Consider the following 21621-nt stretch of genomic DNA (forward strand, 5'->3'; position numbering starts at 1 on the left):
TGCCATGAAGGCAGTTGCATGACCGATTTACAAGCCAGTCTGATCGCCATCGGCGGCGCCATTGTCGTGGGCGTGTTTTCCTATAACAAATGGCAGGAATACAGGACGCGCAAGACTGTCGAGCGCGCATTCGCGGATGATCAGCACGATGTGCTGATGCATGGGGATGCGGCGCCGCATGAACGGGTGGAGCCGGGCTTCGGCGCGGCGGCCGCGCAGCCGGAACATCAGGCCGAGTCGGAATTCGCCCCGTCGGCGACGTCGGCCAGTGCCGCGGCCGACGATCCGGCCGCGCCGGCAGCGGAGGCGGCGCCCGTGCCGCAGCAGGAACCCAGCGCCATGGAGGAAACGGTGCTGCATGCGCCGCGCCATGATCTGCCGGTCGACCAGCTGATCGATTGCACCATCGGCCTCGGCCTGGAGTCGCCCCTGCGCGGCGACCGCGTGCTGCCCATCGTCCATACGCTGCGCCACGTCGGCAACAAGCCGGTGCATTTCATCGGCCTGGCCGACGACGGCCGCTGGGAAGCGATTGCCCATGGCCGCACCTACACCATGCTGCAGGCCGGCATCCAGCTTGCCAGCCGCACCTCGGCATTGAACGAGATCGAATATTCCGAGTTCGTCAGCCGGCTGCGCCAGGTGGCCGACGAGCTCGGCGCGGAGTGCGACGTGCCTGACATGTCGCGCATCGTGTCCATTGCCCGCGGCCTGCATCAGTTCGTTGCCGAGTATGGCGCGCAGCTGAGCGTGAACGTCCAGTCCAACCGCGCGCCCTGGCAGATCAGCACGCTGCTGGCCGCGCTGGCGCGCCAGGGCTTCGACCTGCGCCCGGACGGCAGGCTGGTGATGCCCGACGGCGACGGCGGCGTGCTGTTTTCCATTTCCACCAATGCCAGCGGCGGCGACGAAACCACGTCCCGGCTGACGCTGCTGCTGGATGTGGCGCTGGTGGCTGCGGCCCGCGATGGCTATGGCGCCATGATCGCCTGCGCCAAGTCGCTTGCCGCGCGCCTCGACGGCACCGTGGTCGACGACTCCAACCAGGCCCTGTCCGATGCCACCCTGGAAGAAATAGCATCCCAGGTGCACGCGTTCTATGCCGAGATGGAAAGCTCTGAAATTCCGGCCGGATCGACGCGCGCGCTGCGACTCTTTGCCTGACCCATGCCACACGATTCCACCGCCACGCCGCACGATGCGCTGGAGCGGGCGGCGCGCCTGCGCGCCGACATTGCCCGCCACAACCACGCCTATTACGTCCTCGACAATCCCACTATCCCGGACGCTGAATACGACCGGCTGTTCCGCGAGCTGCAGGCGCTGGAGCAGGCGCATCCCGCGCTGATCACCAGCGACTCGCCCACCCAGCGGGTCGGCGGCGCGCCGCTGCCGCAGTTCGAGCAGGTGCGCCATTCCGCACCGATGCTGTCGATTAACAATGGCTTCAGCGATGACGACATCGTCAATTTCGATCGTCGCGTGCGTGAAGGATTGAAGTCGGAAACCGGGGTCGAATACAACTGCGAACTGAAGTTCGACGGACTGGCCATCAATCTGCGTTACGAGAACGGCCTGCTGGTGCAGGCGGCGACCCGCGGCGACGGCACCACCGGCGAGAACGTCACCGCCAACATCCGCACCGTGCGCGCGATTCCGCTGCGGCTGCAGACGGACAATCCGCCGGCCATCATCGACATCCGCGGCGAAGTGCTGATGTTCAAGGCCGATTTCGCCAAACTCAATGCGCGCCAGCGCGACGCCGGCCAGCGTGAATTCGCCAATCCGCGCAATGCCGCCGCCGGCAGCCTGCGCCAGCTCGATCCGCGCATCACCGCGCAGCGCTCGCTGCGCTTCTTCGCCTATGGCATCGGCGTGCTGGAAGGCGCCGAGCTGCCGCAGTCGCATGCGGCGCTGCTGGACTGGTATGCGCAGATCGGCATCCCGGTTGCGGCAGAACGACGGGTGGCGCTCGGGGCCGAAGGCCTGCTGACCTTCTACCGCGACATCGGCCTGCGCCGGGCGCAGCTGCCCTATGAGATCGATGGCGTGGTGTACAAGGTCAACCAGGTTGCCCAGCAGGCGCAGCTCGGTTTCGTCTCACGCGCGCCGCGCTTCGCGCTGGCCCACAAGTTCCCGGCCGAGGAAGCCATGACCATCGTGCAGGACATCGGCGTCCAGGTGGGCCGCACCGGCGCGCTGACGCCGGTTGCCAGGCTGGCGCCGGTGCTGGTCGGCGGCGTGACCGTCACCAATGCCACCCTGCACAACGAGGACGAGGTGCGGCGCAAGGATATCCAGATCGGCGACACCGTGATCGTGCGGCGGGCCGGCGATGTAATCCCGGAAGTCGTGTCCTTCGTGCCGGAACTGCGTCCGGCCGACGCCCGGCCGTTCGTGATGCCGGCGCTGTGCCCGGTCTGTTCCTCGCCCATCGTTCGCCCCGAGGATGAAGCGGTTGCGCGCTGTTCCGGAGGCTGGGTCAAGTGTCCGGCGCAACGCAAGGGCGGCCTGCTGCATTTCGTGTCGCGCCGCGCGATGGACATCGAAGGCCTGGGCGATCAGCTGGTCGAACAGCTCGTTGATCGCAATGTGGTCACCACCGCGGCCGACTTCTACCGGCTGGGCCTGACCTCGCTGGCCAGCCTGGACCGCATGGCCGACAAATCGGCCGGCAACGTGATCAAGGCAATCGAAAAATCGAAGTCGACCACGCTGGCGCGTTTCATCTACTCGCTCGGCATCCGTCACGTCGGCGAGTCGACCGCCAAGGAGCTGGCCAGGCACTTCGGTGGAATTGATGCGCTGTTGAAAGCTGATGAAGCGCAATTGCTGGATGTTGCCGATGTCGGGCCGGTCGTCGCCCGTTCTATACTGCAGTTCCTGGCCGACCCGATGAATGTCGAGCTGATCGAGCAATTGCGGGCCAACGGCGTGCATTGGGAAGAGGGCGCCTCGGAAGCCCGTCCCAAGCCGCTGGCCGGGCTGACCTTCGTGCTCACGGGAACCTTGCCTACCATGGGCCGTGACGAGGCAGCGGAACGGATCGAAGGCGCCGGGGGCAAGGTGGCCGGTTCCGTATCCAAAAAGACCAGTTACCTGGTGGCTGGCGACGATGCCGGCAGCAAGCTGGCAAAAGCGGAGACGCTGGGTGTTCCTGTGATCGATGAAGCGGCATTGCTGGAGATGCTGCATCAGACCAAAGAAAGTGAAGCATGAGAAAAATCACCAAGGCTGTCTTTCCCGTTGCCGGACTCGGCAGCCGTTTCCTTCCGGCCACCAAGGCGCAGCCGAAGGAAATGCTGCCGATTGTCGACAAGCCGCTGATCCAGTACGCGGTGGAAGAGGCGGTCGCCGCCGGCATTACGGAGATGGTGTTCATCACCGGCCGCAACAAGCGCGCCATCGAGGACCATTTCGACAAGGCCTACGAACTGGAGACCGAACTCGAAGCGGCGGGCAAGAAGCAGCTGCTGGACCTCGTTCGCAATGTGATTCCAAAGCATGTGAACTGCATCTTCATCCGCCAGTCCCAGCCGTTGGGCCTGGGCCATGCGGTGCTGTGCGCCAAGCCGGTCGTCGGCACCGAGCCGTTTGCCGTGCTGCTGGCGGACGATTTCATGGACGTGCCCGAGGGCGAAAAGTCGGTGATGGCGCAGATGACGGAAGTCTATGAGCGGGAAGGGCTGAGCGTGCTGGCGGTGCAGGATGTGCCGCGCGCCGAAACCCGGCAGTACGGCATTGTCAGCGCCACCGAATACCAGCCGGGGCTGGAGCGCGTCAATGCCATCGTCGAGAAGCCCGACCCCGACAGCGCGCCGTCGACGCTGGCAGTGGTGGGTCGTTACGTGCTGAGCAACCGGATCTTCGAATGCATCGAAAACCTGGGCAAGGGCGCGGGCGGCGAAATCCAGCTGACTGATGGCATCGCCGCGCTGATGCAGCGCGAATCGGTGCTGGCCTATCGCTACCGCGGCCAGCGCTTCGATTGCGGCTCCAAGCTGGGCTATCTGAAGGCCACCGTGGAAATGGGGCTGCGTCATCCCGAAACCGGCCCGGCCCTGGCCGAATACCTGCAAAGCAGACAATGACAGTCCGGGAAATCCTGAAGATGGGAGATCCGCGGCTCTTGCGGCAGGCCGAGCGGGTCACCGAGTTCGATACGCCGGCGATGCGGGAGCTCATCGCCGACATGTTCGACACGATGTACGCCGCCAACGGCGCTGGCCTGGCCGCCCCGCAGATCGGTGTCAACCTGCAGCTGGTGATTTTCGGCTTCAAGCAGAACCTGCGCTATCCGGATGCCGCGCCGGTGCCTGAAACCGTGCTGATCAACCCGGTGCTGACGCCGCTGTCGCAGGAAACCAATGAGGACTGGGAAGGTTGCCTGTCAGTCCCCGGCCTGCGCGGCGTGGTGCCGCGCTGGACGCAGCTGCGCTACGAGGGCGTCGACCAGCACGGTGCGCCGATCCGGCGCGAAGTCGATGGCTTCCATGCGCGCGTGGTTCAGCATGAATGCGACCATCTTGCCGGCATCCTGTATCCGATGCGGGTGCGGGACTTTACCCGCTTCGGCTATACCGAGATCCTGTTTCCGGGCCTGAGCGACGCCGACGACGATTAAAGCGTGTTCGCCCGGCTGGCTTGGCGAGGCTGAGGCGGATTGCCTCCCGGAACAAGAGGCAGGCAGGGTTACGCAAAGCATTGCCTTGCGCCTGTAAAGCCTCCCGACGAGTCGTGCCGGGGCACGGCGAGGAGGCGCGACGCAGGGGCGATCCGGCCGGCATTGACGAGCCAAGTCAGGACAAACACGCTCAACGGAAATCGATGCCGGCAAGACATGCTTTTTGCCCATTCCTTGATGGATTCCGTGTCGGCGATACCAGACATTCCCAATCGGCATTGGCAGCATGCTGCAACGCAGCATAGACTGTCGCCTTATGGTATCAACCCGCCTTGCGCAACCTTGCGCCTGGGCGCCGCCGATGAGGACACCGATGAATCTTGTGTACATACACGGCAATCACGCCACAGCTGACAGCTTCAACTTTATCCGCAGCAAGCTTTGCGGCCATAACGACATCCTGCTCGAATATGACAGCGGACACGGCTTCTACAGCAATCACGCCAGGATGCTGGAACGCCTGGCGGACCTGCCCGACCTGTTTTTCGTCGCCCATTCACTGGGCGGCATCCACGCGCTGCACCTGGCAGCGGAGCTGGGCGAGCAGGTACTGGGTGGCGTCACGATGAGCACGCCTTACGGCGGCAGTGAAGCGGCGGAAATGGTTGCCTGCCTGCTACCCTTCAGCCAGGTGCTGAAGGACATCCGCCCGCGCAGCGCGCCGATTCTCGAGGGCAAGCGCATTGCGCTCAATGTGCCGTGGACCAACCTCGTCAGCACTGCCGGCGCCTCGCCATTCATGCTGGCGGCCAATGACGGCGTGGTGACCCAGGATTCCATGCGCCACCGTGACGATATCCGGCTGATCGACATTGCCTGCAATCACTTCGAGATTGTGCTCAACCAGGAGGCGCTGGCAGTAATCCAGAGCGAGATCGCGCAGGCGAAAAAGCGCGCGACCACGCAAGCATCCCGCGACCGTTCTGCAGTCTTCCTCGCGCAGCTGCTGGGATGAGGCTGTGAGAGCGCAGGAACGGGGCCGTCAGAAACGTTCGTCGGCGCCCAGATAGCGCCACTGGCCAGGCGGCAGGTCGCCCAGCGTGACGCCGCCGATCCGCACGCGCTTCAGGCCCAGCACCTTCAGGCCGACCATGTCGCACATGCGGCGGATCTGGCGCTTTTTCCCTTCGCGCAGCACGAAGCGCAGCTGGTCTTCATTCTGCCAGCGCACCTGCGCCGGCTTGAGTTTCTTGCCGTCCAGCGTCAGGCCGTAATTCAGGCGTTTCAGGTCGCTGTCGGGCAGGCGCCCCGGCCTGGTGTACTCCACCCGCACCAGGTATTCCTTTTCCACCGCGCTGTCTTCGCCGATGAGCTGCTTTGCCACGCGGCCGTCCTGCGTCAGCACCAGGAGGCCGGTCGAGTCGATGTCGAGCCGCCCGGCCGGCACCAGGCTGCGCAGCTGGGTCGGATGAAACCGCAGCGGCGCGTGGTCCTCCTCCCAGCGGTTTTCCGGCGTGACCAGCACCAGCGCGGGACGGTAGCCGTCCTCGGCCTGGCCGCTGACATAGCCGACCGGCTTGTGGACCAGCACCGTAACCCGCTTGGACTGTTCGGCGGCGGCCTGCCGCTCCACCGTCACTTTCTGGTGCGGCAGCACCTTGCTGCCGAGTTCGGAGACGACCATGCCATCCACCCGCACCCAGCCGCGGGCAATCCATTCATCGGCCTCGCGGCGGGAGCACAGGCCCAGTTCGGACATGCGTTTGGACAGGCGTAGCGGTTCAGTCATGTGAATCAGAAGCAATCGTTAAGGAAGTTGGAATCAGGTATGCAGCGCGTCCAGCAGTTCGCGTTCCAGCTGGATCTGGCTGCGCGCATGCTGCAGCACCGGGCCATCGACCAGGAACACGTCTTCCACCCGCTCGCCCAGCGTCATGATCTTGGCGGTATGCAGATTGACGCGGTACTTGGCCAGCACATTGGCGATGGCATAGAGCAGGCCGTTGCGGTCGCTGGCCGAGACCGACAGCAGATAGTACTGGCCGCGCTCGTCCGGACGCAGATCCACCGTCGGCGTGAACGGAAAGGTGCGCGACAGCCGCGACAGCCGCCCCTTGCGCGGCGGCGGCAAGGGCTCGCTGCTCGACAGGCACAGGCCCAGCTCGTGCTCGATCAGGTTGATGATGTCGCGGTAGTTGTTGGCAAACGCGGGCTCGGTCACGAGGAAGGTGTCGAGTGCGTAGCCGTTGCGGGTGGTGTGGATCTTCGCGTCCAGGATGCTGAAGTTCTTGCGCTCGAAATAGCTGCAGATGCGCACGAAGAGGTCCGGCTGGTCCTTCACATACACCGTCACCTGCAGGCCTTCGCCGATCGGCGCGAGCCTGCTTTTCACCACCGGCACGCTGCTGTTGATGCGGTTGTACAGCATGCGCGTCTGCCAGGCGATGTCGGAGGCGTCGTGGCGCAGGAAGTAGGCGACATCGAGCTGGTTCCACAGCGCGTCGTGGGCCTGTTCTGGCAGGCCGTACAGGCGCAGCGTCTTCAACGCATCTTCCTGCCGGTTCTTCAGCTCGCGGTCGGCCGACGGCGCCTCGCCGCCCAGCACCCGCAGCGTCATCCGGTAGAGGTCTTCCAGCAGCTTGCCCTTCCAGGCATTCCAGACCTTGGGGCTGGTGCCGCGGATGTCGGCCACGGTCAGCAGGTACAGCGCCGTCAGGTGGCGCTCGTCCTTCGCCAGCGCGGCGAAATCGCGGATCACGTCCGGGTCCGACAGGTCCTGCTTCTGCGCCACCTGCGACATCGACAGATGATGCTCGACCAGGAACACCACCAGCTCGGTGTCGGCGTCCGACAGCGCATGGTCGCGGCAGAAGCGGCGCGCATCGACCATGCCCAGCCTGGAATGGTCGCCGCCGCGCCCCTTGGCGATATCGTGGAACAGGGCGGTGATGTAGAGCAGCCAGGGCTGGGCAAAGTTGGCCATCAGCTGGCTGCAAAACGGGTATTCATGCGCATGCTCGGACATCGTGAAGCGGCGCAGGTTGCGCGCCACCATCAGGATGTGCTGGTCCACCGTGTAGACGTGGAACAGGTCATGCTGCATCTGGCCGACGATGCGCCGGAAGTTGGGCAGATAGCGGCCGAGTATGCTCAGCTGGTTCATCCGCCGCAGCGCATGGGTGATGCCTTCCGGCGCCTTCAGGATCTCCAGGAACAGCGCGCGATTGGCCGGGTCGCGCCGGAAATCGCGGTCGATGCCGAAGCGGGCATGCCACAGGGCGCGCAGCGTGCGCGCCGTCATGCCGCGCAGTGAAGGACGCTGTTCCATGAGCAGGAAGATTTCCAGCATCGCCGAGGGTGTCTCGGTGAACAGGTCGTCGCGGGCGATGTCGATCAGGCCGTTGACTTCGTTGAAGCGCGGGTTGATCGCCAGCGGACACGTCGATTGCGGGAACAGCTGCGCCTCGATGTTCTGCAGCAGGATGGTATTGAGCTGGGTGACCGCCTTGGCCGCCCAGTAGTAGCGCTGCATCAGGTATTCGCTGGCGCGCCGCGTCTCGGTATTCTGAAAGCCAAGCGACTGCGCGATCGGTGTCTGCACGTCGAACACCAGCCTGTCCTCGCGCCGTTTCGCATGGATATGCAAGCGGATGCGGATGTCCTTGAAGGCGCGTTCCTTCTGGGTCAGCTGGCGCGCCTCGGTCGGCGTGATCAGGCCGCGTTCGGCCAGCTTGCGCCAGGAGTCGCCCAGTCCCGCCGCCTTGGCCACCCACAGGATGACCTGCAGGTCGCGCAGGCCGCCCGGACTTTCCTTGCAGTTCGGCTCCAGGCTGTAGGGCGTGTCCTCATACTTCGCATGGCGCTGGTGCAGTTCCAGGATCTTGGCCTCGAAGAAGGCCTGCGGGTCCATCGCCTGCCGGCATTTTTCCACCAGATCGCCAAACAGCACGCGGTTGCCGGTTACCAGGCGCGCTTCCAGCAGGCTGGTCTGCACCGTGATGTCGGCGGCGGATTCGGAGAGGCATTCCCCCACCGTGCGGATGCTGTGCCCGATTTCCAGGCCCAGATCCCACAGCAGCTGCACCATTTCCTCCAGCTGCGCCTGCTCTGCGGCATCGGGCGGCGCTGCCAGCAGGATCAGCACGTCGACGTCGGAATAGGGAAACAGTTCGCCGCGGCCGTAGCCGCCCACCGCCACCAGGGCGCTCTTCTCGGGCATGCCGCAGGCGCGCCATGCCTGCGTCAGCACCCGGTCCACCAGCTGCCGCAGCGCCGTGGTCAGCCGTTCCGGCTTGCCGTGTGCTTCGTAGGAGACGATTTCATTCTGGCGCCCGGACTTGAGCTCCTCCTTCAGGGGCAGCACCAGCGTGTTCATGGATCAGGCCGTTTCCGCCTGGCTGGCGTTCCTGGTGATGAAGGCGGGCGGCGCCGGCATGCCCGGCGACACGGTAAGCACTTCATAGCCGGTCTCGGTCACCAGCACCGTGTGCTCCCATTGCGCCGACAGGCTGCGATCCTTGGTCTTGATGGTCCAGCCGTCGTTCATCTCGCGGATATCGCGGCGGCCGGCGTTGATCATCGGCTCGACGGTAAAGATCATCCCGGCTTCCAGCTTTTCCAGCGTGCCGGGACGGCCATAGTGCAGCACCTGCGGCTCTTCATGGAATATCTTGCCGATGCCGTGGCCGCAGAACTCCCGCACCACGCTGTAGCCGGCTTTTTCCGCATGCTGCTGAATGACGTAGCCGATGTCGCCCAGGTGCGCGCCCGGCTTGATCTTGGAGATGCCCAGCCACATGCATTCATACGTGATGTCTCCCAGGCGCTTGGCCAGGATCGACGGCTGGCCGGCATAGAACATCCGGCTGGTGTCGCCGTGGTAGCCATCCTTGATGATGGTGACGTCGATATTGACCGCGTCGCCATTCTTCAGCGCCTTGTCGCCGGGGATGCCGTGGCAGATCACGTCGTTGACCGAGGTGCAGATCGCTTTCGGATACGGCGTGTAGCCCGGCGGGCAGTAGTTGAGCGGCGCCGGAATGCTGCCCTGCACATTGGTCATGTATTCATGGCAGAGGCGGTCCAGTTCGGCGGTGGTCACGCCCGGCTTGACGAAGGGCGTGATGTAATCGAGAACTTCGGCGGCCAGTCGGCCGGCAACGCGCATGCCGCGAATGTCCTCTTCAGTCTTGATGGTGATAGGCATAGTCGGGAAAGTCCGGAAGGATTGCCGCAGTGCGGCAGAAGCGCTGGAAGCGGCAATTATAGACCACCGGCTCGGCGTTCGCCCGGCTGGGCGGAAGCAGACTTGAAAGGGCCAAGAGATTTAGGGTAGAATCACGGGTTCCTTTGATTGTCTTGCCTGAAGTCATGTCGAGCCGGCGATTGCCAGCGCAGCGTGGGGCCATTCATCAATCGACAATTCTTTTTAAATCGCGAGTCCGGTCCACAAGGGTGCCCTGTATGGGTCACTGGCCGGATTCCAGACCCAACCCTGGAGCAAACATGTCTGTCACCATGCGTGAAATGCTGGAAGCCGGTGTCCATTTCGGTCACCAAACCCGCTTCTGGAACCCCAAGATGGCCCCGTTCATTTTCGGTCATCGCAACAAGATTCATATCGTCAACCTGGAAGTGACGCTGTCCAAGTACAACGAGGCGATGAAGTACATTCGCCAGCTGTCGGCCAACCGCGGCACCATCCTGATGGTTGGCACCAAGCGCCAGTCGCGCGACCTGGTCGCCCAGGAAGCCCAGCGTGCAGGCGTGCCTTACGTTGACCAGCGCTGGCTGGGCGGCATGCTGACCAACTTCAAGACCATCAAGACCTCGATCAAGCGCCTGAAGGAAATGGAACAGGCCATCGAAGACGGTTCGGTCGAGAAGCTGTCGAAGAAGGAAGGGCTGATGTTCAGCCGCGAAATGGAAAAGCTGCAGAAGTCCATCGGCGGCATCAAGGACATGAACGGCATTCCTGACGCGATCTTCGTCATCGACGTCGGCTACCACAAGGGCGCTGTCACCGAAGCCGCCAAGCTGGGCATCCCGGTCATCGGCGTGGTCGACACCAACCACTCCCCGGACGGCGTGGCTTACGTCATCCCAGGCAACGACGACTCCTCGAAAGCCATCGCGCTGTACGCACGCGGCGTTGCCGACGCGATCCTCGAAGGCCGCGACAGCGCAGCCAGCGAGCTGGTCGAGTCCATCAAGAGCGATGCCGGCGACGAATTCGTCGAAGTCAACGAGCAGGCATAATACGCCTCTGCCCGCGGCAGCGTCCGCGGGTGAATAGAAAAGGGGCAACATCCGTTCGCCCCTTTTTTTCGAGCTGAATCCCCACAATTTCGATCCGGCAGGCCCGCGAGGCAGCCGATCAGCAAGGAGAATACGATGGCCACAATTACAGCAGCAATGGTAGGCGAACTGCGCGCCAAGACCGATGCACCGATGATGGAATGCAAGAAGGCCCTGACCGAAGCCGGCGGCGATCCGGTCAAGGCGGAAGAAATCCTGCGCGTCAAGCTGGGCAGCAAGGCTTCCAAGGCCGCTTCCCGCATCACCGCCGAAGGCGTGGTTGCCGCCTACATCCAGGGCACGGTTGGCGCGCTGGTGGAAGTCAACTGCGAAACCGACTTCGTGACCAAGAACGACGACTTCCTGAAAATGGCGTCCGAAGCCGCCCGCCTGGTGGCCGAAGGCAATCCGGCCGACGTCGCCGCGATGGGCGCGCTGCAGCTGGATGGCAAGACCTTGGAAGAGCAGCGCACCGAGCTGGTGGGCCGCATCGGCGAGAACATGTCGTTCCGCCGCTTCAAGCGTTTCGACAGCGGCTCCAAGCTGGTGTCCTACCTGCACGGCACCCGCATCGGCGTGATGGTCGAATATGACGGCGCCGACGAGCAGGTCGCCAAGGACGTGGCCATGCACATCGCTGCAATGAAGCCGGTGTCGCTGTCGTCCGACCAGGTGCCGGCGGAACTGATCGAGCGCGAGCGTTCGGTTGCTTCGCTGAAGGCCGCCGAGTCCGGCAAGCCGGCCGATATCGCCGCCAAGATGGTCGAAGGCTCGGTGCAGAAGTTCCTGAAGGAAGTGTCGCTGCTGGCCCAGCCGTTCGTGAAGAACGACAAGCAGACCGTCGAGCAGATGCTCAAGGCAAACAACACCACGATCAAATCGTTCGTGATGTTCATCGTTGGCGAAGGCATCGAGAAGAAGCAGGATGACTTCGCGGCCGAAGTGGCTGCCCAGGTGGCAGCCGCCAAGCAGGCGTAATCAGCAAGCGGGCCGAAAGGCCCGTTTTTTTCAAGGTGCGGCGCCCATGTGGCCGCACCGCGCCCGGGCTCTTGCTTCATCGCTGTAAAATGTCGCACCATCAAGCAGCTATCCGGGCGGTATATTGCATTCAAGCAAAACCGGATCACCATAAGGAGCCATTTCATGACCCAACCAGCGTACAAGCGCGTCCTCCTCAAGCTTTCCGGTGAAGCCCTGATGGGCGACGACTCCTACGGCATCAACCGCGCCACGATCGAGCGCATGGTGGCCGATGTTTCCGAAGTCGTCAAAATGGGTGTCGAGCTTGCCATCGTGATTGGCGGCGGCAATATCTTCCGCGGCGTCGCGCCCGGCGCGCAGGGCATGGACCGCGCCACTGCCGACTACATGGGCATGCTGGCCACCGTGATGAATTCCCTGGCCCTGGCAGACGCGATGCGGCAGTTCGGCATGACTGCGCGCGTGATGTCGGCCATCAGCATCGAGCAGGTCGTGGAGCCGTATGTGCGGCCCAAGGCGCTGCAGTATCTGGAAGAAGGCAAGGTGGTGATCTTCGCCGCCGGCACCGGCAACCCGTTCTTCACCACCGATACCGCTGCCGCGCTGCGCGGCTCGGAAATCGGCGCCGAGGTTGTGCTGAAGGCAACCAAGGTTGACGGCGTCTACAGCGCCGACCCGAACAAGGACGCTTCCGCAACGCGATATGCGAGCATCAGTTTCGATGAGGCCATTTCCAAGCACCTGCAGGTGATGGACGCCACCGCCTTTGCACTGTGCCGCGACCAGAAACTTCCGATCCGGGTGTTTTCCATCGTCAAGCCCGGTGCGCTGAGCCGCATCGTGATGGGTGACGACGAGGGCACCCTGGTGCATGTTTAATACGAGCACACGAACTCCAACATTTGTGAATAACAGGAGAGCAGCATGACTGTCGCCGACGTCAAGAAAAGTACCGAACAGAAGATGAACAAGTCGATCGAGACGCTCAAGGCCGACCTGGCCAAGGTGCGTACCGGCCGCGCCCACGCCGGCATCCTCGATCATGTGAAGGTCGACTACTACGGCAATCCGACCCAGTTGAGCCAGGTTGCCAATATCACCCTGATAGACGCCCGCACCATCGGCGTCCAGCCATGGGAAAAGAAAATGGTGGGCGCCATCGAAAAGGCGATCCGCGAGTCCGACCTGGGCCTGAATCCGGCCACCCAGGGCGACCTGATCCGCGTGCCGACGCCGCCGCTGACGGAAGAGCGCCGCAAGGAAATGGTCAAGCTGGTCAAGACCGAGGCCGAAGACGCGAAGATCGCCGTGCGCAACATCCGCCGTGACGCCAACGAAGGCCTGAAGCGGCTGCTCAAGGACAAGGCTATCTCCGAGGATGACGAGCGGCGCGCCCAGGACGACGTGCAGAAACTGACCGACCGCTTCGTCGCGGAAATCGACAAGCTGGTTGCGGAAAAGGAAAAGGAAGTGCTGACGGTTTGACAGGCGGCCCAGCCTTGTCATACCGTAGCGGCCCGCCAATCATTAATGAAAAGCAAGCTCATGAAGCAAACCAGTTCGACGCAAGGAGTGCCTGAAGTATCGGCGGTGCCGCGTCACATTGCCATCATCATGGATGGCAATGGCCGTTGGGCCACGCGGCGCTTTTTGCCGCGCGTGGCGGGTCATGCCAAGGGCGTCGAGCGGGTCCGCGATGTAGTGGAAAAGTGCGTCGAACGCGGCGTCGAGTACCTGACCCTGTTTGCGTTCAGCTCCGAGAACTGGCGCCGGCCGGCCGAGGAAGTCTCGGTGCTGATGCGGCTGTTCATGACGGCGCTCGAGCGTGAAGTCACCAAGATGCATGTCAACAGCATCCGCCTGAAAGTGGTTGGCGACCTGTCTCGGTTCGATCCCAAGCTGCAGGAAATGATCGCCAGCGCCGAGCAGCGCACCGCCGGCAATACGCGGCTGACGGTGAATGTCTGCGCCAACTATGGCGGCCGCTGGGACGTGATGCAGGCGGTGGGCAAGATGGTGGCAGCCAATCCCGGTTCCACCGACTTCAGCGAGGAGCAGCTCGCGCCCCATCTGGCGCTGGCTTTCGCGCCGGAGCCTGACCTGTTCATCCGCACGGGCGGCGAACAGCGCATTTCCAATTTCATGCTGTGGCAGCTGGCCTATACCGAGATGTATTTCACCGAGACCTACTGGCCCGACTTCAATGGCGCCTCGCTCGACGAAGCCATTGTGTCTTACCAGCAGCGCGAGCGCCGTTTCGGACGCACCAGTGCCCAACTGATCACGCCGAAGAAAGCTTCCTGATGCTGGCAACCAGAGTCGTCACCGCGGTCGTGCTACTGGCAGTGCTGCTGGGCGTGGTGTGGTCGGGTTCGACGCTGTTGTTCAATGCCGTTCTGACGCTTTTTTTCGCCGCCGCGATCTGGGAGCGCACGCGTCTGTTTCAACTGCCCATGCCGCTGCTGGCTCCGGCCTTGTGGTCGGCGGCGCTGCTGCTTGTGCTGCTGCGCTATCTGGACGGCGTGGTCTATCCGCTTTGCATGCTGTGCGTGGCGATCTGGGCGATACGTCTCGCGCCGGCGCTGGGCCTGGGCCTGCCGCCGCTTGCCACCCTGCCTAACCGGCTGGTATCCGTGGTGTACGGCATTGCGATCCTCGGCTGCTTTGCCGCCATTGCCGCCTTCTACCACCGCTCTCCCGTCTACCTGCTGTCCGTGATGGCCATCGTGTGGGTGGCCGACATCGGCGCCTATTTCGCCGGCAAGGCCTTTGGCAAGCGCAAGCTCGCGCCGACGATCTCGCCCGGCAAGTCTTGGGAGGGCGCCATAGGCGGCTGGCTGGCAGTGCTGCTGCTGGCATCGGCCAGCGTCTTCTCAGGCGCCTTGCAGGATACCTTCGCGGTGCACCTGCAGCGCAGCCTGGGCTGGTTCGGCATGCTGGCGGTGATGACGCTGGTGGTCGCGGCCAGCGTGGTCGGCGACCTGTTCGAATCCATGCTCAAGCGCCGCGCCGGCATGAAGGACAGCAGCAACCTGCTGCCGGGCCATGGCGGCGTGCTGGACCGCATCGATGCACTGGTTCCGGTGCTGCCGCTGGCAATCGTGATCGCCTTCCGTTTATAACGCCACAAGGCTATAAGGCTGGATTCGTTTTAATGCAAAACATCACCATTCTTGGTGCGACCGGATCGATCGGCGTTTCCACGCTCGACGTGATCGCACGCCATCCCGACCGCTACCGGGTCCACGCGCTGACTGCGCACAGCAAGGTCGACGAACTGGCAGGGCAATGCGCACGCTTCCTGCCCGAGGTGGCGGTAGTCGGCAGTGCGCAGGCTGCGTCTGCGCTATCGGCGCTGCTGAAGAAGGCCGGCGTCGCCACCGAGGTGCTGTGGGGCGAGGAAGCGCTGTGCCAGGTGGCGTCGGCTTCCGGATGCGATACGGTGATGGCCGCCATCGTCGGCGCCGCCGGCCTGGCGCCATCGCTCGCCGCCGCGCGCGCCGGCAAGAAGGTCCTGCTGGCCAACAAGGAAGCGCTGGTGATGTCAGGCCAGCTGTTCATGACCGCCGTTGCCGAAAGCGGCGCAACCCTGTTGCCCATCGACAGCGAGCACAATGCGATCTTCCAGTGCCTGCCCGGCGACTTCTCGCGGCAGCCCGAGCGCCACGGCATTTCCCGGATATTGCTGACCGCCTCCGGCGGTCCCTTTCTGAACCGGGCGGTCGAGACGCTGGATACGGTGACGCCGGAAGAAGCGGTCGCGCATCCGAACTGGGTCATGGGACGCAAGATTTCCGTCGATTCCGCCACCATGATGAACAAGGGGCTGGAAGTCATCGAAGCCGCCTGGCTGTTCGGCGCCTCGGCCGGCCAGATCGAAGTGCTGATCCATCCGCAAAGCGTGATCCATTCCATGGTGTCGTACATCGACGGTTCGGTGCTGGCGCAACTCGGCAATCCCGACATGCGTACGCCGATTGCCCATGCGCTGGCCTATCCGGAGCGCATCGCCTCCGGCGTCGCGCCGCTCGACCTGACCGCCATGGCCCAGCTGCGCTTCGAGCGCCCGGACCTGCGCCGCTTTCCCTGTCTGAAACTGGCGTATGATGCGCTGCAGGCCGGAGGCTCCGCGCCGGCATTGCTCAATGCCGCCAACGAGATCGCCGTCGAAGCCTTTCTCAACCGCCAGATTGGATTTCGCATGATAGACCAGCTGATAGACCGGGTGATGAATACCATTCCCCACGAGCCGGTGGCCGATATCGGCGCACTGCTGGAACAGGACGAAAGGGCGCGCGCGCTGGCGCGGGAGTGCCTGCAATGATCACGCTGCTGCAAACGCTGGTGGCGTTCGTGGTGGTGCTGGGCATCCTGGTGGTGGTCCATGAACTTGGCCACTACTGGATTGCCAGGTGGTGCGGCGTCAAGGTTCTGCGGTTTTCGGTCGGCATGGGCAAGATCGTCTGGTCGCGCAAGTTCGGACCCGACCAGACCGAATGGGCATTGTCGGCGCTGCCGCTTGGCGGTTACGTGAAGATGCTGGATGCGCGCGAACAGGACATGTCGCTGGTCAGCGCAGCCGACCGCAAGCGGGAATACACCGTGCAGTCGGTGTGGAAGCGCATCGCCATCGTTGCCGCCGGACCGCTGTCGAACTTCCTTCTCGCCATCCTCCTGTTTGGCGGGCTTTATATGTACGGCATTCCCGAGCCGGCGCCGCGCCTGCGGGCCGTGCCGCAGGAGAGCGCCGCCTACGACGCAGGCCTGCGCGGCGGCGAACTGGTGAAGTCGGTCAATGGCGAACCGGTTCACATCTGGTCCGACCTGCGCTGGACGCTGCTGCGGGCTGCGGTGGACAAGGCGCCGGCCCGGCTGGAGGTCGAGCGGCCCGATCCTGCGGGCGAGAACGGCGTCGTTGCCGCCAGCGCCACGCTGCCAACCAACATGCTCGATGCATCCGAACTCGAAACCGACTTCATGCCGCGGCTTGGCCTTGACCTGGCCCGCCCGCCGGCAGTGCTGGGCAAGCTCGTCGTCGATGGCCCCGCGGCCCGCGCCGGACTGCGTACCGGCGACAAGGTCGAAGCAATCAATGGGCAGCCGGTGGCCGATGGCGGCGTGTTCGTCGAAACGGTGCAGAAGTCGGCTGGCCAGGCCCTGATGCTGTCCATACAGCGCGACGGCAAGCCCATGGAAATCAGCGTGGTGCCGCAGGTCGTGGAAAGTGGCGGCAAGCGCATCGGCCGCATACAGGCCGAAGTGGCGATGGCGCCTGAAATGGTCAATGTCCGGTCCGGCCCATTGCAGGCGCTCGCGCGCGGCGCCCAGAAGACCTGGGATACCAGCGTGATGACCATCCGCATGCTGGGCCGCATGATCGTCGGCGAAGTCTCGCTGAAGAACATCACCGGGCCGATCACCATTGCCGATTACGCGGGACAGACGGCACGCATCGGCATGGTCAGTTACATCAGCTTTATCGCCTTCATCAGCATCAGCCTGGGCGTGATGAATTTGCTACCGATACCGGTGCTTGATGGTGGCCTTTTGCTGTATTATTCGCTGGAAGTTTTGACCGGGCGCCCCGTGTCCGAGCGTTTCGGTGAGCTGGCACAACGTGCCGGCATCGGCATCCTGATGACCCTGATGATGGTGGCGGTCTTTAACGACATCGTCCGCCTGATCTCCTGAGGTAGAGGCCCGACATCTCGGGCTCGCCTCACACCAGTACATTACACAACAACAGCAAATGAAATTACATTCAGAGCGTTTTTTTCTGTCTCTTCGTCCTCGTCGTCTGATTGTCTCCGCCATCATCGCACTTTGTTCCGGCTCCGCCCTGGCGGTCGATCCCTTTACGGTACGAGACATCCGCGTGGAAGGGATACAGCGCACTGAAGCCGGCACCGTGTTCAACTATCTGCCTGTGAAGGTCGGCGACACCTTCACTGACGAGAAGGGCGCGGCATCGATCAAGGCCCTGTACGCCACCGGGTTTTTCAAGGATGTACGGGTCGAAGCGGAAGGCGACGTTCTGGTTGTGACCGTGGAAGAGCGCCCGGCCATCGGCGCGGTTGAATTCACCGGCACCAAGGAGTTCGACAAGGACACCCTGACCAAGGCGCTCAAGGAAATCGGACTGGGCGAATCGCGCATCTACGACAAGGCATTGCTGGACCGTGCAGAGCAGGAGTTGAAGCGGCAGTACCTGTCGCGCGGCCTGTATGGTGTGCAGATCACGACCACCGTCACGCCGATCGAGCGCAACCGGGTCAACATCAACTTCGCCGTGGACGAAGGCGACATCTCGCGCATCCGCGAGATCAATATCGTCGGCAACAAGGCTTTCTCCGACAAGGAATTGCGGGACGTGATCAAGCTGACCACGCCCGGATGGTTTACCTGGTACACCAAGAACGACCAGTACTCCAAGCAGAAGCTGACCGGCGACATCGAGACCCTCAAGTCCTTCTATCTCAATCGCGGCTACCTTGAAATGCAGGTGGAATCGACCCAGGTGTCGATCACGCCAGACCGCAAGGACATCTATGTCACCATCAACATCACCGAAGGCGACAAGTTCACGGTATCGGATGTCAAGCTGGAAGGCGAAATGTTCGGGCGCGAGGAAGAGCTCAAGTCGCTGGTGCAGCTCAAGCCCGGCGATGTGTTCTCGGGCGCCAAGCTGACCGAGACCACCAAGAAAATCTCCGAGCGTCTGGGTAACTTCGGCTACGCCTTTGCCAACGTCAATGCCAACCCCCAGATCGACCGGGAAAAGAAGCAGGTTGCGTTCACCATCCTGGTCGATCCGGGCAAGCGTGTCTATGTCCGACGCATCAATATCGGCGGCAACACCCGCACGCGCGATGAAGTCATCCGCCGCGAGATGCGACAGCTGGAAAGCTCCTGGTACGACGCTTCCAAGATCAAGCTCTCGCGCGACCGCGTCAATCGCCTGGGTTATTTCACCGAGGTGAATGTGGATACGCCTGAAGTGCCGGGCACGACCGACCAGGTCGACCTCAACATGAACATCGTCGAGAAGCCAACGGGCGCGATTTCGCTCGGCGCCGGTTTCTCCAGCAGCGAGAAGCTGACCCTGACCGGCTCGATCCAGCAGGCCAATGCGTTTGGCAGCGGCAATACCATTGGCCTGGATGTCAACACCAGCCGGCGCTATCGCACCATCGCAGTGTCGCAGACCAATCCGTATTTCACCGACGACGGCGTCAGCCGCAGTTATGAAGCATTCGTGCGCACCACGCGGCCGCCCATTGTCACGACGAGCAACTACCGCATCAGGACAATTGGCGGCAATGTCCGGTTCGGCGTGCCGTTTTCCGAGGTCGATACGGTGTTCTTCGGCGCCGGCGCCGAGCATACGCAGGTCGATGTGGATGAAACCAGCCCACTGCTGTATCGCAAGTTTGTCTCCGACTTCGGCAGCGACAATACCGCAAAGGCAACGTCATTTCCCCTGACCGTCGCATGGCAGCGCGACAACCGCGACAGCGCCCTGATACCGACCACTGGCCGTTACCAGAGGGCCAACCTGGAGCTTTCCATGCTGGGCGACCTGCGTTACTATCGCGCCGTCTATCAGCACCAGTACTTCAAGCCGCTTTCCAGCACCATGACGCTGGCGCTGAACGGTGAAGTCGATTACGGCAACGCACTGAGCAATCGTCCCTATCCGGTCTTCAAGAACTTCTATGCCGGCGGCATAGGATCGGTTCGTGGCTACGAAAGCTCGTCGCTGTCGGTGAAGGGAACCGACCGGGCGAATATTACCGGCGGTAATGCTCGTCTCATCATGAATGCCGAATTGCAGTTCCCGTTCCCGGGCACAGGCGCGGATCGCACCCTGCGCTGGTTTACCTTCCTTGACGCCGGCCAGGTCTTCAACACCACTGCGGACGAGAAGGTTAGCGTGTCCAATCTGCGCTACTCGGCAGGTGTCGGCATCAGCTGGGTCTCGCCGATCGGTCCGTTGAAACTGAGCTTCGGCAAGGCGCTCAATGCCAAGGATGCCGACCTGACACAGCCCTTCCAGTTCCAGTTGGGAACCGGTTTCTGATATGTTGCGGCGATAACAGATTTTTTGAATTGCGGAGAAGATCCTTGAAGTTTTCCATCCAACAGTCTCTGGTCGCACGCTGTGCGGCCGTGTTTGCCGCTTCCGTCGTCTGCATGGGCGCTGTCCAGGCACAGGAAGTCAAAGTCGGTTTCGTCAGCACCGAGCGAATTTTCCGCGAGGCAGCGCCGGCAAAAACAGCCAACGCCAAGATCGAGCAGGAGTTCTCCAAGCGCGACAAGGACTTGCAGGACATGGGCGCGCGCCTGAAGTCCATGGCCGACAAGCTCGACAAGGATGCGCCGGTTCTGTCGGAGTCCGACCGCGTGCGGCGCCAGCGGGAATTGAGCGATCTTGACAAGGACTTCCAGCGTCGTCAGCGCGAGTTCCGTGAAGACCTGAACCAGCGTCGCAATGAGGAACTGGCAACGGTCCTGGAACGCACCAATCGCGTGATCAAGCAGATCGCCGAGGCGGAAAAATACGACATCGTGTTCCAGGAAGCGGTCTATATCAGCCCGCGCATCGACATCACCGACAAAGTGCTGAAGGCGCTGAACAAGTAAGCGGTGCAAAACCATGGCGATACCCCTGCGGCAACTGGTTGAACAGGTAGGCGGACAGCTGCAGGGCGATCCGGACACGCTCGTATCCGGCATCGCGCCGCTCGATGCGGCCGGCGCTTTCCATGTCAGCTTTCTGTCCAATCCCAAGTTGCGGACCCAGGCTGCGGCCAGTGCCGCTGCCGCGCTGATACTGACCGAAGCCGATAGCGAACGCATCGGTAGCCAGTATGCCGGCGCCCGCATCCTGACCGAGCGGCCCTATGCCTACTTCGCGCGCGCAGCCCAGCTGTTCGCCGCGCTGGCGGCGCCGCCGGTCCAGCCCGGCATTCATGCCAGCGCGGCAATTGATCCAGGTGCGAAGGTGGCGGCAAGCGCCTGTATCGGTCCACACGTTACCGTCGAGGCGGGCGCCGTGATCGGCGAGCGCTGCATCATCGACAGCGGCTGCGTGATCGGCCGCAACGCCGTGGTCGGCGCCGACACCCATTTTCATCCCCGTGTGTGTTTTCTGGACGGATGCGTCATCGGCGAGCGCGGCATCCTGCATTCCGGCGCCGTGATCGGCGCCGATGGCTTCGGGTTCGCCAACGAGGGCGGCGCCTGGATCAAGATCCCGCAGACCGGCAGGGTCGTCATCGGCAATGATGTCGAGATCGGCGCCAATACCACCGTCGACCGCGGCGCACTGGCCGATACCGTGATCGAGGATGGCGTCAAGCTGGATAACCAGATACAGATCGGCCACAACTGCCATATCGGCGCCCACACCGCGATGGCCGGCTGCGTCGGCGTGGCCGGCAGCGCGACGATAGGAAGGTACTGCACCTTTGGCGGTGCGGCCATGATATTGGGCCATCTGGCGATCGCCGACAATGTCCATATCTCTTCAGGCAGCCTGGTCAGCCGCTCCATCACCGAAGCAGGCCAGTACACCGGGTTTTATCCTCTGGCCACCAATGCGGAATGGGAAAGGTCGGCCGCCATCGTGCGCAATCTCTCCGGCATGCGCAGCAGGATGCGTGAACTGGAAAAAACGGTAGCGATGCTGACCAGTCAAAACAAGAACGAGCAATGAA

Annotated in this window: 19 protein-coding genes; 16 read left to right on the plus strand and 3 right to left on the minus strand. The window is 63.0% G+C overall.

The features are described from left to right. Positions 1–18 precede the first annotated feature (18 nt). The 5 genes from IGW04_RS05585 to IGW04_RS05605 all read left to right on the plus strand — a co-directional run bounded on the left by IGW04_RS05585 (position 19) and on the right by IGW04_RS05605 (position 5639). On the plus strand, positions 19–1164 hold the full coding sequence (locus tag IGW04_RS05585) for a cell division protein ZipA C-terminal FtsZ-binding domain-containing protein (protein ID WP_194712067.1): 1146 nt from the start codon (positions 19–21) through the stop codon (positions 1162–1164). Between the two features lie 3 nt (positions 1165–1167). Beyond that, on the plus strand, positions 1168–3219 hold the full coding sequence (gene ligA / locus IGW04_RS05590; RefSeq protein WP_194712068.1) for an NAD-dependent DNA ligase LigA: 2052 nt from the start codon (positions 1168–1170) through the stop codon (positions 3217–3219). Continuing rightward, entirely contained in the window at positions 3216–4091 is an 876-nt protein-coding gene (gene galU / locus IGW04_RS05595) for a UTP--glucose-1-phosphate uridylyltransferase GalU (protein WP_194712069.1), read from the plus strand. The genes ligA and galU overlap by 4 nt, the downstream gene beginning before the upstream one ends. Further along, positions 4088–4624: a peptide deformylase gene (gene def / locus IGW04_RS05600; protein ID WP_194712070.1), complete on the plus strand. Its 537-nt coding sequence runs from the start codon at positions 4088–4090 to the stop codon at positions 4622–4624. The genes galU and def overlap by 4 nt, the downstream gene beginning before the upstream one ends. Before the next feature lie 373 nt (positions 4625–4997). Continuing rightward, positions 4998–5639, plus strand: coding sequence for an alpha/beta fold hydrolase (locus tag IGW04_RS05605; RefSeq protein ID WP_194712071.1), 642 nt, complete (start codon positions 4998–5000; stop codon positions 5637–5639). A 27-nt stretch (positions 5640–5666) separates the two neighbouring features. Here the strand turns inward: IGW04_RS05605 and IGW04_RS05610 are convergent, their stop codons facing one another. From IGW04_RS05610 to map, 3 genes are read right to left on the minus strand one after another with little or no spacing between them, the layout of a single operon-like run. Further along, a complete protein-coding gene (locus IGW04_RS05610) occupies positions 5667–6413 on the minus strand; it encodes a pseudouridine synthase (protein WP_194712072.1) in 747 nt (248 codons plus the stop codon). Between the two features lie 33 nt (positions 6414–6446). After that, positions 6447–8999, minus strand: coding sequence for a [protein-PII] uridylyltransferase (locus tag IGW04_RS05615; RefSeq protein ID WP_194712073.1), 2553 nt, complete (start codon positions 8997–8999; stop codon positions 6447–6449). A gap of 3 nt (positions 9000–9002) precedes the next feature. Continuing rightward, positions 9003–9830, minus strand: a complete 828-nt coding sequence (map, locus tag IGW04_RS05620) for a type I methionyl aminopeptidase (protein ID WP_194712074.1) — start codon at positions 9828–9830, stop codon at positions 9003–9005. A 299-nt stretch (positions 9831–10129) separates the two neighbouring features. Between map and rpsB the strand changes: the two genes are divergently transcribed. From rpsB to lpxD, 11 genes are all read left to right on the plus strand, one after another. After that, positions 10130–10882 carry a 30S ribosomal protein S2 gene (gene rpsB, locus IGW04_RS05625; protein ID WP_194712075.1) on the plus strand — a complete coding sequence of 251 codons (753 nt, stop codon included), beginning with the start codon at positions 10130–10132 and terminating at the stop codon, positions 10880–10882. Positions 10883–11017: 135 nt separating this feature from the next. After that, positions 11018–11899: a translation elongation factor Ts gene (gene tsf / locus IGW04_RS05630; RefSeq protein ID WP_194712076.1), complete on the plus strand. Its 882-nt coding sequence runs from the start codon at positions 11018–11020 to the stop codon at positions 11897–11899. Between the two features lie 165 nt (positions 11900–12064). Then, positions 12065–12781: a UMP kinase gene (gene pyrH / locus IGW04_RS05635; protein ID WP_194712077.1), complete on the plus strand. Its 717-nt coding sequence runs from the start codon at positions 12065–12067 to the stop codon at positions 12779–12781. Between the two features lie 45 nt (positions 12782–12826). Continuing rightward, positions 12827–13387 (plus strand): ribosome recycling factor, encoded by a 561-nt coding sequence (gene frr / locus IGW04_RS05640; protein WP_194712078.1) that lies wholly within the window; start codon positions 12827–12829, stop codon positions 13385–13387. A 60-nt stretch (positions 13388–13447) separates the two neighbouring features. Next, positions 13448–14206 (plus strand): polyprenyl diphosphate synthase, encoded by a 759-nt coding sequence (uppS, locus tag IGW04_RS05645; RefSeq protein ID WP_194712079.1) that lies wholly within the window; start codon positions 13448–13450, stop codon positions 14204–14206. After that, positions 14206–15024 carry a phosphatidate cytidylyltransferase gene (locus IGW04_RS05650; protein WP_194712080.1) on the plus strand — a complete coding sequence of 273 codons (819 nt, stop codon included), beginning with the start codon at positions 14206–14208 and terminating at the stop codon, positions 15022–15024. The genes uppS and IGW04_RS05650 overlap by 1 nt, the downstream gene beginning before the upstream one ends. Positions 15025–15056: 32 nt before the next feature. Then, positions 15057–16226: a 1-deoxy-D-xylulose-5-phosphate reductoisomerase gene (gene ispC / locus IGW04_RS05655; RefSeq protein WP_194712081.1), complete on the plus strand. Its 1170-nt coding sequence runs from the start codon at positions 15057–15059 to the stop codon at positions 16224–16226. After that, complete coding sequence (gene rseP / locus IGW04_RS05660; RefSeq protein ID WP_194712218.1) at positions 16226–17593, plus strand: RIP metalloprotease RseP; 1368 nt, start codon at positions 16226–16228, stop codon at positions 17591–17593. The genes ispC and rseP overlap by 1 nt, the downstream gene beginning before the upstream one ends. A gap of 58 nt (positions 17594–17651) precedes the next feature. Then, positions 17652–19982, plus strand: coding sequence for an outer membrane protein assembly factor BamA (gene bamA, locus IGW04_RS05665; RefSeq protein ID WP_194712082.1), 2331 nt, complete (start codon positions 17652–17654; stop codon positions 19980–19982). Between the two features lie 113 nt (positions 19983–20095). Beyond that, positions 20096–20545 carry an OmpH family outer membrane protein gene (locus IGW04_RS05670; protein WP_194712219.1) on the plus strand — a complete coding sequence of 150 codons (450 nt, stop codon included), beginning with the start codon at positions 20096–20098 and terminating at the stop codon, positions 20543–20545. A 13-nt stretch (positions 20546–20558) separates the two neighbouring features. After that, the gene (gene lpxD / locus IGW04_RS05675; RefSeq protein ID WP_194712083.1) at positions 20559–21620 is read left to right on the plus strand and encodes a UDP-3-O-(3-hydroxymyristoyl)glucosamine N-acyltransferase; all 1062 of its coding nucleotides are present in this window, start codon (positions 20559–20561) and stop codon (positions 21618–21620) included. Position 21621: the final 1 nt, after the last annotated feature.

The sequence above is a fragment of the Noviherbaspirillum soli genome (assembly GCF_015352955.1).
Taxonomy (GTDB): domain Bacteria; phylum Pseudomonadota; class Gammaproteobacteria; order Burkholderiales; family Burkholderiaceae_D; genus Noviherbaspirillum_A; species Noviherbaspirillum_A soli.